This is a genomic window from Salinispora goodfellowii, from assembly GCF_059570675.1.
This window is the reverse complement of record NZ_JCANTD010000001.1, coordinates 423243-436305: the sequence shown is the minus strand read 5'-3', so window position 1 is coordinate 436305 and position 13063 is coordinate 423243. Positions and strand designations below refer to the sequence as shown.

Sequence of the window (13063 nt, the reverse complement as noted above, 5' to 3'; positions counted from 1 at the left end):
CTGACCGACGAACGGCAGCCACAGACCACCGGTCGCTGTCGTGAGCGCGCCGGTCAGCACCGCGCAGCCGGACGCCGTTCGTCGGAAGGTCGAGGCGTGGCTCGCCGAGGACGACCCCGCCGAAGCCATCGCGCTGACAGCCCGCCCGGAATGGCCCGTCGAACCGCTGTTCACCGTCGCCGGAACCGCGGTGCGGGTGGTGCCCTGCCCCACCCCGATCGCCGCCCGCGCCGCCCTACACGACCGGGCCGACGGTGAGCGACTGGTGCTGCTGACCGAGCTGACCGACAGCGAACTGGGCGACGGTCTGCTCGCTCACCTCAGCCGCCATACCGTCCGCAAGATCGACCCGTGGGATCTGGTCCGGCAACTGTTCGGCGGGGTGAGCGCCCTCGACCCGACCCTGGTTCGGCTCGGTCGCTGGGTCGCCAACGCGCTCACCGACTTCGCTCCGCCAACCGGATGGCCACCTCCGCCCGGGGTGCTCCTCACCCGGGACCACGCGCTGCGAAGCCTCGCCGCCGAGTTGCTCGACCTGCCCCCCGCCGAACTCGACGACAGCGGCCTCGTGCAGTGGAGCACGCACGCCCACCGGCAACGGCGCATCACCACGGTGCCCGACGCCGTCGCTGACGGGATCACCGACTACCTGACCAGCACCGCCGGCCCGGCTGCCACCCCGATCATGGCCTGCGTCCGCGCCGGGCACGGGGTGGACGCGATCCCACTGGGGTTGCTCGCCGGGCTGCTGTGGGCCACCGGCAGCGAGACTGCCGACGAGGTGGCCGCCGCCATCGGCAGGACCCGGATGGAGCCACGCTTCGGCGGACTGCGGCTCTCCCCAGCGCAGGCCCAGGCGCTACACCAGGCAGCCGAAGCGTGGATCTACCGAACGGTCGACTCCGGCCCCCACGGGCAGGCCGAGGCGATGCGGATGCTGCGGCAGGCCGAGGCCATCGCCGCCGAGATCGGCACCACCGATCTGCTGGGCTCCTCCGCCGTCCTGCCCACCGGCTTCGGGTACCGACTGCGGGCGTTCGCCGACGCCGTACGGCTCGCGGTGCCGACCAGCGGGTCGGCCCTGCCGGCTGCGGTCGCCCGTGCCCAGTCGGCGCTCGCCGCGGTCGAAGCGCATCGCGCAGCAGACACCCGGCGGGTGGAGACCGCCCGGATGGCCGTGCGGCTGCTGCGCTGGCTGCACACCGTGGACGGCCCCGCGCCCGCCACCCTGCAGGAGGCGGTGCATCGGCAGGTCCGCCAGGACGGATGGGTCGACCGGGCCCGGCTCGACATCTTCGCCGGCGACCCCGATCTGCCGGTCGCCGAGGCGTACCGACTGCTGCACGAGGCCGTGGACGCTCGCCGGTCCCGCCACGACCAGCAGTTCGCCACCCTGCTCGCTCGCGAGACCGCCGCCAACGCCGAACCGGGCGCGCTGCTACTCGTCGAAGACGTACTCGACCGGGTGGTCCAGCCGATCCTCGACCATGGTCGCCGGGTGCTGCTGCTCATCCTCGACGGCATGGGCGTGGCGGCGGCCACGGAGCTGGCTGAGTCGGTCACCAGCAGCGGGGCCTGGGTGGAACTCACCCCCGCAGGTGGGCCACGGACCGGTGTACTTGCGGCGCTGCCCACGGTCACCGAGGTCAGCCGGTGCAGTCTGCTCAGCGGGCGAATCACCACCGGTGGCCAACGGGCGGAGCTGACGGCGTTCGCAAAGCGGTGGCCCACCGGGCGGTTGCTGCACAAGAAAGCGATACGGGCCGCTGCTGGCACCGCCCTGGACCCGGAGGTGCTGGCCGCGCTCGACGATCGGGCGACCCCGGTGGTCGCCGCGGTGATCAACACGATCGACGACGCCCTCGACCGTGGCGACCCCGGCAGCACGGTCTGGGGCAGGGACACCGTCACCGCCGTCGGTGACCTGCTCGCGTCGGCGGCCGACCGAATGGTTGTGCTGGTCTCTGACCACGGGCACGTGGTCGACCGAGGGCCCGAATCGGTCGTGCTGCCCAGCGCCGGCAGCGAGAACCGGTGGCGGACGGGCAGTGGGCCGGCCGGCGCTGACGAGATCGCGGTCAGCGGCGGCCGGGTGGCGCTCGGCGGCGGCTCGGTAGTCCTGCCGTGGCGGGAGGAGGCGCGGTACGGACCGCGCAAAGCGGGCTACCACGGCGGCGCCGCACCGGCGGAGGCCGTCATTCCACTGCTCGTGCTGACCACGAACGACGACCAGGCCGTACCCGGATGGGCCGGTGGCCCAGTGGCCAGCCCCGACTGGTGGCGGGAACCGCTGCCCGAGGTGGTGGCAGCGCCGTCCGACTCGGCTTCGCCCGCCCGCAACCGACACCGGCGCCCCGTCGAACCACAGGCCGAGAGCCTGTTCGACCTGGATCCAGCGCCCGCCCCAGCAGCCGCGGCTCCCGCCCCAGACCCCACTCTCCCCGACCTGGTGAAGGCCCTGCTCGACAGCGCCCGCTACGCCGAGCGGCGGAACCCCCGGACACCGCTGGCAGACGAGCGGGTCGGCGCGTTGCTCGGCATCCTGCTCGCCGGTGGCGACCGGGCCACCCTCGACACCCTCGCCGCCCGGGCCGGAGTACCGGCGCACCGGATCACCGGCACCATCACCGCGCTGCGCCGTCTGCTGCAGGTCGAGGGCTACCCCGTCATCACCGTCGACCCCGACGGCCGTACGGTCCACCTCAACCGGGCGCTGCTGGTCGAGCAGTTCGAGCTGGAGTCGCAATGACCGTCGAGATCTCCGCCCGCCGCCGCCGAGACATCGTTGACGCGCTGCGCCGCGGAGTCGTGCCGAGTAACGGGCTCGACGCACTCGCGGTCGGGCTGGATCGGTTCACCGCCGCCCTCGACGACGACCTCGACCGGGTCGCCGGTGGCGGCAGCGTGTTCAAAGCCGTCCGCGGTGAGTACGGCGCCGGTAAGACCTTCTTCACCCGGTGGCTGGCCGAGCGGGCCAAGCGACGCGGTTTCGCCGCCGCCGAGGTGCAGATCTCCGAACTGGAGACGCCGCTGCACCGGATGGAGACCGTCTACCGTCGGTTGGTCGAGCACCTCAGCACCGAACAGTTCTCGCCCAGCGCGTTCCGGCCGGTGCTCGACGCCTGGATCTTCGTGCTCGAGGAGGATGCACTCGCCGACGGCGCCCTGACCGAGGACGACGCCGCGGGGCTCGACCGGGCGGTGGGCGAACTGCTGGAACGCCGTCTCGGTGAGATTTCCCGAAGCACCCCCGGCTTCGCGGCGGCGCTCCGCGGCTACCGTGCCGCCACCGCCGCCAGCGACCACCACACCGCCGACGGCCTCGCCGCCTGGCTCGGCGGTCAGCCACACGTCGCCGCCTCCGTGCGCCGGGCCGCGGGGGTGAAGGGCGACCTCGACCACTACGCGGCGCTGAGCTTCCTGCGCGGGCTGCTGACCGTCCTGCGCGACAGCGGGCACCAGGGGCTCCTGCTCGTGCTCGACGAGGTCGAGACGCTGCAACGGGTACGCTCCGACGCGCGGGACAAGGCGCTCAACTCGCTGCGCCAACTCATCGACGAGGTGCACGCCGACCGCTTTCCCGGGCTGATGGTCGTCATCACCGGCACACCGGCCTTCTTCGACGGGCCGCAGGGGGTGCAGCGCCTCGCGCCGCTCGCCCAGCGGCTCGCCACCGACTTCGGGCCAGATCCACGCTGGGACAACCCCCGCGCCACGCAGCTGCGGCTGCCGGGCTTCCCGACCGACGCGCTCGTCGAACTCGGCGACCGGGTGCGCACGATCTACGCCAGTCCCGCGGTTGCGGCTCGAGTGGACGACGACTACCTCGCCATGCTGGCCCGCGCCGTCACCGGAGCGCTCGGCGGCCGGGTTGGAGTCGCGCCCCGCATCTACCTGAAGAAACTGGTCGCGGAGGTGTTCGACCGTGTCGACCAGTTCTCGGACTGGGACCCGCGCCGCCACTACGAGCTGACCCTCCGCGCCGACGAACTGACCGACGTCGAGCGCAACGCAGCCGCCTCGGCGGACGACATCGAACTGCCGATCTGACATGCGGTCGGACCTCGACCCGGTCGTCCTGCACCACGTGGTCAACACCCTCGGCTGGCGCGACCTGCGCCCGATGCAGCGCGCCGCCATCTCCCCGGTTCGCGACGGCTCGGACGCCCTGCTTCTCGCCCCGACCGCCGGCGGCAAGACCGAGGCGGCGCTGTTCCCACTGCTCACCCGGATGGCGGAGCAGCGCTGGACCGGCACCTCGGTGCTCCATCTCGCCCCGCTGAAGGCACTGCTCAACAACCTGCAACCCCGAATTGAGCAGTACGCCGGCTGGCTCGGCCGCCGAGCCGCCGTCTGGCACGGCGACGTCAGCGCCGCTCGCCGACGTGCCATCTCCTACGAACAGCCCGACATCCTGCTCACCACCCCCGAGTCACTGGAGTCCATGCTGGTCAGCACTCGGGTGGATCACCGGCTCTTCTTCGCCGGCCTACGTGCCGTCATCATCGATGAGGTACACGCCTTCGCCGGGGACGACCGCGGGTGGCATCTGCTCGCCGTGTTGGAACGGCTGAGCAGGGTAGCTGACCGGCCGTTGCAGCGGATCGGGCTGTCCGCCACCGTCGGTAACCCCGCTCACCTCCTGACCTGGCTCCAGGGCTCCGGGGCCGGCAGTCGACCCGCCCAGGTGGTCGCCCCGGACGTGGCTGCGGTGACCGATCGTCCACCACCGGGCGACATCGAGCTGGACTACGTGGGCTCCCTACCCAACGCGGCGAGGGTGATCGCAGGGCTTCACCACGGGGAGAAACGCCTGGTCTTCTGCGAGTCTCGGCAGACGGTCGAAGAGCTTGGCCAACTGTTGCGGGCGAAGGGGATCACCACCTTCCTCTCCCACGCGTCGCTGTCGACCGACGAGCGTCGCCGCGCCGAGCAGGCGTTCAGCGAGGCGCGGGACTGTGTCATCGTCTCGACCAGCACACTTGAGCTTGGCATCGACGTCGGCGACCTGGATCGGGTCATTCAGATCGACGCTCCCGCCTCGGTCGCCTCCTTCCTGCAACGCCTCGGCCGCACCGGCCGACGCGCGGGAACCAGCCGCAACTGCCTCTTCCTGACCCTCGACGGGGAGGCGCTGACCGAGGCAGCGGCGCTGCTGCTGCTCTGGTCCCGCGGCTGGGTGGAACCAGTGACCGCGCCACCCGAACCGCGGCACATCGTCGCCCAGCAGATCCTGGCTCTCTGTCTCCAGGAGCACCAAGTCGGCGACCAGCTCTGGACCCAGGCGTGGAATGGGCTTGGCCCCTTCGGTGAGAGCGCCCGACCGATCGTCCGTCACCTGGTCGAGCAGGGCTATCTCGATCGCGACGCGAACATGCTGTTCATCGGGCCCATGGCCGAACAGCGCTTTGGCCGTCGGCACTTCATGGAGCTGACCGCGGTCTTCACCGGGCCCCCGGAATTCACGGTGCTGGTCGGGCGCGACGAACTCGGCCGGATCGATCCGAGCCTGCTCACCGAGGAGGTCCAAGGCGACCGCCGACTGCTGTTGGGCGGTCGCAGCTGGCGTGTCACCCACATCGACTGGCGCCGGCGACGGTGCTTTGTGGCGCCGGCTGACGCTGGCGGACGAGCGCGTTGGCTCGGCACCGGATGGGCTGGGCTGAGCTTCATGCTGGCCCGTGCCGTCCGCGAAGTGCTGCTCGGCGGAGTCCCTCCGGTGAAGCTGACCACACGAGCGTCGGACCGGCTCGCCCGGGAGCGCGAGGAGAAGCTCCACCTCGTGCATCCCGGCGGGAACGTCATCGTGCGTACCAAGAGCGGCGACCTACGCTGGTGGACGTGGGCAGGCTTTCGCGTCAACACAACCCTGACCGCGACGCTCGGCCACGTGATTGATCCGGTCGAGCGGTTCGACGACCGCAGCATCCGCCTGCGAGCAGACCTGACGCCAGCGGAGTGGGCTGTGGCGGCAGCGACGGCGAAAGAGCGACTCTGCCTTCCGGAGATTGACGAGAAAGCTCTGGAAGGCCTCAAGTTCTCTGCCGCACTTCCCAAACGGCTAGCTGAAGCCACGCTTGCGGCTCGCTCCGCCAACGTCGAAGGTGCTGCCGCCATCCTGCACCAACCCACCCGCTTCACCTTCCTAGCCTGAGTCCGCCCAGCAGCCGTCCCAGGACTCCAGCAAGTGGGTGTGCGCGTGGCGCCCGCTGTTACCGGCCATCAGCCACGTTCACCGGTTGTCGAGCTGCATCCACCGGTCCGGCCGCGGGAGCGGAGCGAAGCCGAGCTTGGCGTACACGCCGTGCGCGTCCGCGGTGGCCAGCAGGATGCGGTGTACGCCGAGCTCCGCGAGATGGTCGCGGACCGCGCCGGTGAGCCAGGTGCCCAGCCCGCGAAGGTGCGCTCCACGGTCGCCCGGTCCCGCCCGCGAGCCCAGTACGCGTCGGTGGCGAGCCAGTGGTGGACCCGGTCCAGGTCGAGCTGCTCGGGTGCGGTGCTGAGCAGGTAGCCATCGTCGCGAGTCAGGGTGAGCATCGGCCCGATGCTAGTCGCCGATCTCCACCGCTCCAGCAGCCGATCCTTCCGCCCTGGACCCCCGGATCGACGAAAAATCCGGTTGCGGTGCGCCGGTTGGCGTTCGCTAGGCTGCGGCTCACATCGATATCAGGCGGATACCGGAGGAGAAACAGATGAGGACACCAGGCGGTCTTTGGCTTCCTACTTCCCTCCCTGCCTGGAGTATTCGTGTTTCGCTTCTTCGAGAACGCCGCCGACCCCTTCGGTGCCGATGAGCCCGCTGACGCACCACAGCGGGTCCTGCCCTATCTGATCTCCGAGTTCCGGCCGCTGCGGTTCATCCTCGCCGCCGGCCTGCTCGCCACCGTCGTCAGCGCCGGCGTCGAGCTCTGGCTCATCGCCTACGCTGGCCGCCTGGTGGACACGCTCGCCGGGGCCGACTCGGCGACGCTGTGGCAGGCCCACGGCGTGGAGCTTTTCGTGGTCGGGGCGCTGATTCTCTTCGCCCGTCCGCTCCTGCACCTGTTCAACGAGGGCCTGGACGACATCGCCTTCCGGCCCAACGCGCGCACCCGCGCGCTCTGGCGAGCGCATCGGCGGGTGTCCCGGCAGCCGGTTGGCTGGTTCCGCGAAGACCTCTCCGGTCGCATCGCCACCCGGGTGCGGGAGGGTTCGGCTGCGGCGGCCATGGCGACGTACAACGTCGTGCACACGCTCGCCTTCGTCTTCGTCTACATCCTCGGGTCGATCTGGTTGCTGGGCTCCGTCGACCCACGCCTCACCCTGCCGCTGGCGGTGTGGATCCTGCTCTACGCCGGGCTGATGGCGTACGTCGTGCCGCGCTACCGCGCCGCCGCCGAACGCCATCAGGACGCGGACTCGGCGGTCACCGGCCTGCTGGTCGATTCATACGCCAACGTCGACACGCTCGCGTTGCTCGACGTACCAGCCGCAGCGGACCGGGCCGTCTTCGCCGCCGAGCGCCGCGCCCGGCTGCGGATAGAGCGGCTCGAAGTCACCATGAACGTCGGGATGGTGTGCCTCAGTGGGATCCTGATGGTGGGGCTGATCGGTTACGGCATTCTGCTGTGGCAGGCCGGTGCCGCCCCCATCGGTATGGTCGCCGCCACGCTGGCGCTGACCTTTCGGATCACCGCGATGGCCGAGTGGCTGCTCGACGGTGTGTCGGCGCTCTTCGGGTGTCTCGGTACCCTGCGACGCGCGCTGCGCACGATCGCCCAGCCACCAGTGGTCACCGACCGGCCGAACGCGGGAGCGCTGGCGGTGCGGGGCGGTGCCATCAGGATCACCAACGTCAGTCACCACTACGGCACGGGCAGCGGTGGGCTGGATGGGCTCAGCCTCGAGATCGCCGCGGGCGAGAAGGTCGGCCTGGTCGGACGCTCCGGTGCCGGCAAGTCAACGCTTGTCAATCTGATTCTGCGGTTCTTTGACCCGGAGCTGGGCACCATCGAGATCGATGGCCAGGACCTCGCGGCGGTGACCCAGCGGAGTCTGCGGCAGCAGATCGCCATGGTGACCCAGGAGGCCACGTTGTTACACCGGTCCGTCCGGGACAACATCGGTCTGCCCACAGCCGGGGCGGAGAGCATCGTCGCGGCGGCGCGCCAGGCGGCCGCACACGACTTCATCACCGTCCTGTCGGACCAGGGTGGTCGTACCGGCTACCACGCTCATGTCGGCGAACGGGGCGTCAAACTCTCCGGCGGCCAGCGCCAGCGCATCGCCCTCGCTCGTGCCATCCACAAGGACGCGCCGATCCTCATCCTGGACGAGGCGACCAGCGCCCTCGACTCCGAGGTCGAGGCGGCTATCCAGGACACCATGGACAAGGTCATGGCCGGTCGTACGGTGATCGCCGTCGCGCACCGACTGTCCACGATCGCCCGCATGGACCGGATCGTCCTACTCGACCAGGGGCGGATCGTCGAGGACGGTACCCACGCCGAACTGCTGCGCCACAACGGCCGCTACGCCGCCCTGTGGGCGAGACAGGCTGGTGGGTTTCTCGGACGGTGACCGGCGGTCAGGAGCGTTTCTCGATCTCCGCTCGGATGTCGGCGAAATTGGAGCGGGCCGTGCTGGCCGACGCGGAGAACATCACAATCATGCCGATGCTGCCCTTGTCGGCCCAGGCGCAGACTCCGAGCTTGATGTCCGAGGCGCTACCGTCCCCACATTTCGCGACGCCGCCGAGCGGGCCGGCGGAGATCGTGGACATCTTGCGGACGTTCAGGTCCGACGCGAGTTTCTTGACGGTGGCGTCCAGCTCTTGCTCCGGGTTGAGGACGAAGCCGGAGGCAGCAGCGATCATGATGATGTCCTCATCCTCGAAGCTGCCGTAGAAGGCCCCAACCGTGCTGTTCCCGCTGCTGACCTTGGCCTCCAGGTCCTTCACCAGCTCGGCGGCGAGCGCCTTCAGCTCCGAGTCGGTGCTCCTGGCCCGACCGTCGAGTGTCTTCGGTGCGACGAGGCGGATCTGTGGTTCAGGGCTGGGCTCAGGGCTGGGCTCGGTCGACGGGGTTGGTTCCGCGCTGCCGGCGGCGTGCGGCGTTTCCGCCGAGGGCGGGGCGGCGGCCGGGGGCGGGGCCGAGATTTCTCCGCTGGAACGGGTGAGGTAGGCGAGGCCACCCAGCGTGAGCAGGAGCAGACCGGCCAGGCCAAAGGAGAGCAGCAGAGTGGATCGTGCCGGCCGCCGGGACGCCCCTGCCACGGGCTCGGACGGGGCAGCGGAATCGGACGGGGCAGCGGGGCCACCCGTCTCCGCCGGCTGCCGGTCCTGGTCAGCCAGGTCGGGTTTGGCCGGAGGGACCGGCGAGATGGCGCGGTGCACCTGGGTCGGCTCGTCAAGTGTGGCTGACCAGTTGGGAGGGGCCGGTGTGGGGTCGAGCGGAGGCGGGGGCCGCCAGCCGTCCGGTCGCGGTTCGGGGTGCTCCGGATGCGCGTGCCGGGCCGCGCGCGGCGGTGAGGACGGCGGCGGGTAGCTGGGCTGGGCACCGTGCTCCGGCGGGCCGGACCAGGGATCGACCGGTGAGGACATGACAACGCCTCCAGGCGAGGGTGCTGGCGGCTGATGCTAGCCGGTCGGGGATCCGGTCCACGGCACCGACCCCGTCGGGTAGAGCGAATCGCGGTGGCCGCCCGACGGGCGGCCACCGCGACCACGGGGAAGGAGCAGGTCAGGCCGGGAGGCTGGCGACACCGGCCGGCAGGAACCGCTTGCCGGTGACCCGTTCGGTCGTACCGGTGCGGTCCAGGTACGGCGTGATGCCGCCCAGATGGAACGGCCATCCGGCGCCCAGGATCAGGCACAGGTCGATGTCCTGCGCCTCGGCGACCACGCCCTCGTCGAGCATCAGCCGGATCTCCTGCGCCAGCGCGTCGAGTGCGTTCTGCCGGACCTGCTCGGCGGTGAGCGGCTGGTCGCCGACGACCAGCAGGTCGGCCACCTCGGCGTTGATCTCGTCGTCAACGACGATCGGCTTGCCGGCCTCGGCGATCCGCTTGAGGTTCTCGCTGACGCCGAAGCGGTCCGGGAAGGCCGCGTGCAGGATGCCGCCGACGTGGTGCGCCACCGCCGGGCCGACCAGCTGAAGCAGCGCCAGCGGGCGCATCGGTAGGCCCAGCGGGTCGAGCGCGTTGTTCGCCACCTCCAGCGGGGTGCCGGCGTCCACCGCGGCGAACACCGTGCCCAGGAAGCGGGTCAGCAGCCGGTTGACCACGAAGGCGGGCGCGTCCTTCACCAGCACGCTCGACTTCTTCAGCTGCTTGCCGACCGCGAACGCGGTGGCCAGCGTGGCGTCGTCGGTCTGCTCGCCGCGGACGATCTCCAGCAGCGGGAGGATGGCGACCGGGTTGAAGAAGTGGAAGCCGACCACCCGCTCCGGGTGCTCGAGCCCTTCGGCCATCGCCGTCACCGACAGCGACGACGTGTTGGTGGCCAGCACCGCCTCGGGCGTGACGATCTTCTCCAGCTCGGCCCAGACCTGCTTCTTGATGTTGAGGTCCTCGAAGACGGCCTCGATGACGAAGTCGGCGTCGGCGAAGACGGACTTGTCGACCGACCCGCTCACCAGGCCGTACAGCTTGGCGGCGGTGCCCTTGTCCATCCGGCCCTTGCTGACCGACTTCTCGATCTGCTCGTGCACGTAGGCCACGCCCTTGTCGACCCGGGCCTGGTCCAGGTCGGTCAGGACGACCGGCACCTGGAGACGGCGGGCGAACAGCAGCGCGAGCTGACTGGCCATCAGGCCGGCACCGACGATGCCGACCTTGGTCACCGGCCGGGCCAGGTCCCGGTCGGGTGCCCCGGCCGGCCGCTTGGCCCGCCGCTGCACCAGGTCGAACGCGTAGAGGCCGCTGCGCAGCTCCGACGAGAAGATCAGGTCGGCCAGGGCCTCGTCCTCGGCGGCGGTGCCGGCGGCGAAGTCCGTCTCCTTGGCCAGGCCGAGTAGTTCCAGGGCCCGGTTGGCGGAGGGGACGGCGCCGTGCAGGCGGGCATCCAGGGTCTGCTTGGCGAAGAAGAGGACGCCGTCCCACATCTCCCGGTCGACCTCGGGCCGGGTCACGGTGTGCTCGCCGCGGACCACGCCGGCGGCCCACTCCAGGGACCGCTCCAGGAAGTCCGCCGGCTCCAGCAGGACATCCGCGAGGCCCATCTCCGCCGCCTGCTTCGGCTTGAGCATCTTGTTCTGCATCAGCGGGTTCTGGATGATCACCTGGGTCGCGGCCGGGATGCCGATCAGGTTCGGCAGCAGCTGGGTGCCGCCCCAGCCGGGAACGATACCGAGCGAGACCTCCGGCAGGGCGAGGGCCGCGGCGCCGCCGGACAGCGTCCGGTAGTGGCAGTGCAGGGCCAGCTCCAGGCCGCCGCCCATGGCCGCGCCGTTGACGAACGCGAAGGTCGGAACGTCGCTGTCCTTGAGCCGGGCGAAGACCCGGTGGCCAAGCTGCCCGATCTCCAGCGCCTGCGCGCGGTCGGTGAGCAGCGGCAGCCCGGTGAGGTCCGCCCCGACGCAGAAGATGTAGGGCTTACCGGTCACCGCGACGAACGCGGGCTGCGCCGCGTGGGCCGCCGTGATCGCCTCGTCCAGGCTGGTCAGGCCACCCGGCCCGAGGGTGTTCGGCTTGGTGTGGTCGAAGCCGTTGTCCAGCGTGATCAGGGCGGCGGGGCGGTCCAGTCCCGGTACGTCCACCAGGCGCAGCAGGGCCTTGGTGACGACCTCGTTCGGTGCCGCGAGGCTCACTGTGCCTCCTCCGTTCGGGACTGCGGGACGCACTGGCTCGACTCGTTGTTCGTGCTCACTTGGTTCCACCCTCCCAGTGCGGGTTCTCCCAGATCACGGTGCCGCCCATGCCGATGCCGATGCACATGGCGGTGAGGCCGTAGCGGACCTCCGGGTGCTCGGCGAAGTGCCGGGCGAGCTGGGTCATCAGCCGGACGCCGGACGAGGCGAGCGGGTGGCCGATGGCGATCGCGCCGCCCCACGGGTTGACCCGCGGGTCGTCGTCGGCGATGCCGAAGTGGTCGAGGAAGGCCAGGACCTGGACCGCGAACGCCTCGTTCAGCTCGAACAGGCCGATGTCGTCGATGGTCAGGCCGGCGATGCGCAGCGCCTTCTCGGTCGACGGGATCGGGCCGACCCCCATCACCTCGGGCTCGACGCCGACGAAGCCGTAGGAGACCAGCCGCATCGCGACCGGCAGGCCCAGTTCCCGGGCGGTCTCCTCGGCGACGAGCAGGCTCGCCGTGGCGCCGTCGTTCAGCCCGGCCGCGTTACCGGCGGTGACCTTGCCGTGCGGGCGGAACGGTGTCTTGAGGGTGGCGAGCTTCTCCATCGAGGTGTCGCGCGGCGCCTCGTCCACGGTGGCCAGGCCCCAGCCGGTCTCCGGGTCCCGGACCGCCACCGGCACCAGGTCGTCCTGGAGCTTGCCGTTGGCGTACGCCTTGGCGGTCTTCTGCTGGGAGGCGAGCGCGAACGCGTCGGCGCGCTCCTTGGTGATGTGCGGTACCCGGTCGTGCAGGTTCTCCGCGGTGGCGCCCATGACCAGGGCGGACTGGTCGACCAGTCGCTCCGCGACGATCCGCGGGTTGGGGTCGACTCCCTCGCCCATCGGGTGGCGGCCCATGTGCTCGACCCCGCCGGCGATGGCGACGTCGTACGCGCCCATGGCGATGCCGCCGGCGACCGTGGTCACCGCGGTCATCGCGCCCGCGCACATCCGGTCGATGGCGAAGCCGGGCACGGTCTTGGGGAGGCCGGCCAGGAGCGCGGCGGTCCGGCCGATGGTCAGGCCCTGGTCGCCGATCTGGGTGGTGGCGGCGACGGCGACCTCCTCGACCCGCTCCGGCGGCAGCTGCGGGTTTCGGCGCAGCAGCTCGCGGATGCAGCGGATCACCAGGTCGTCGGCGCGGGTGTTGGCATACATGCCCCCCGCTTTGCCGAACGGGGTGCGGACGCCGTCAACGAAGACGACATCCCGAACTTCACGGGGCACTTGAGCCTCCTAGCCGGATAGCCGG

At 70.9% G+C, this 13063-nt stretch carries 7 protein-coding genes and 1 pseudogene; 4 read left to right on the top strand and 4 right to left on the bottom strand.

Annotated features, from left to right (window positions below; genetic code table 11):
* Positions 1-40 precede the first annotated feature (40 nt).
* From pglZ to T398_RS02040, 3 genes are read left to right on the top strand one after another with little or no spacing between them, the layout of a single operon-like run.
* Positions 41-2749, top strand: a complete 2709-nt coding sequence (gene pglZ / locus T398_RS02050) for a BREX-2 system phosphatase PglZ (protein ID WP_496443910.1) — start codon at positions 41-43, stop codon at positions 2747-2749.
* Positions 2746-4050 carry a BREX system ATP-binding protein BrxD gene (gene brxD / locus T398_RS02045; protein ID WP_496443908.1) on the top strand — a complete coding sequence of 435 codons (1305 nt, stop codon included), beginning with the start codon at positions 2746-2748 and terminating at the stop codon, positions 4048-4050. Before pglZ ends, brxD begins: the two co-directional genes overlap by 4 nt.
* A 1-nt stretch (position 4051) precedes the next feature.
* Positions 4052-6154 (top strand): DEAD/DEAH box helicase, encoded by a 2103-nt coding sequence (locus tag T398_RS02040; protein ID WP_496443906.1) that lies wholly within the window; start codon positions 4052-4054, stop codon positions 6152-6154.
* Between the two features lie 78 nt (positions 6155-6232).
* Here the strand turns inward: T398_RS02040 and T398_RS02035 are convergent.
* Positions 6233-6537 (bottom strand): annotated as a pseudogene (locus T398_RS02035) (GNAT family N-acetyltransferase).
* Between the two features lie 210 nt (positions 6538-6747).
* On the opposite strand from T398_RS02035, the gene T398_RS02030 reads away from it, so the two are divergent.
* A complete protein-coding gene (locus tag T398_RS02030; RefSeq protein WP_496443904.1) occupies positions 6748-8559 on the top strand; it encodes an ABC transporter ATP-binding protein in 1812 nt (603 codons plus the stop codon).
* Between the two features lie 7 nt (positions 8560-8566).
* Here T398_RS02030 and T398_RS02025 read toward each other — a convergent pair whose 3' ends face one another.
* The 3 genes from T398_RS02025 to T398_RS02015 all read right to left on the bottom strand — a co-directional run bounded on the left by T398_RS02025 (position 8567) and on the right by T398_RS02015 (position 13038).
* Positions 8567-9580: a hypothetical protein gene (locus T398_RS02025; protein WP_496443902.1), complete on the bottom strand. Its 1014-nt coding sequence runs from the start codon at positions 9578-9580 to the stop codon at positions 8567-8569.
* Between the two features lie 139 nt (positions 9581-9719).
* On the bottom strand, positions 9720-11786 hold the full coding sequence (locus T398_RS02020) for a 3-hydroxyacyl-CoA dehydrogenase NAD-binding domain-containing protein (protein ID WP_496443900.1): 2067 nt from the start codon (positions 11784-11786) through the stop codon (positions 9720-9722).
* A gap of 55 nt (positions 11787-11841) precedes the next feature.
* Positions 11842-13038, bottom strand: a complete 1197-nt coding sequence (locus T398_RS02015; RefSeq protein ID WP_496443898.1) for a thiolase family protein — start codon at positions 13036-13038, stop codon at positions 11842-11844.
* Positions 13039-13063: the final 25 nt, after the last annotated feature.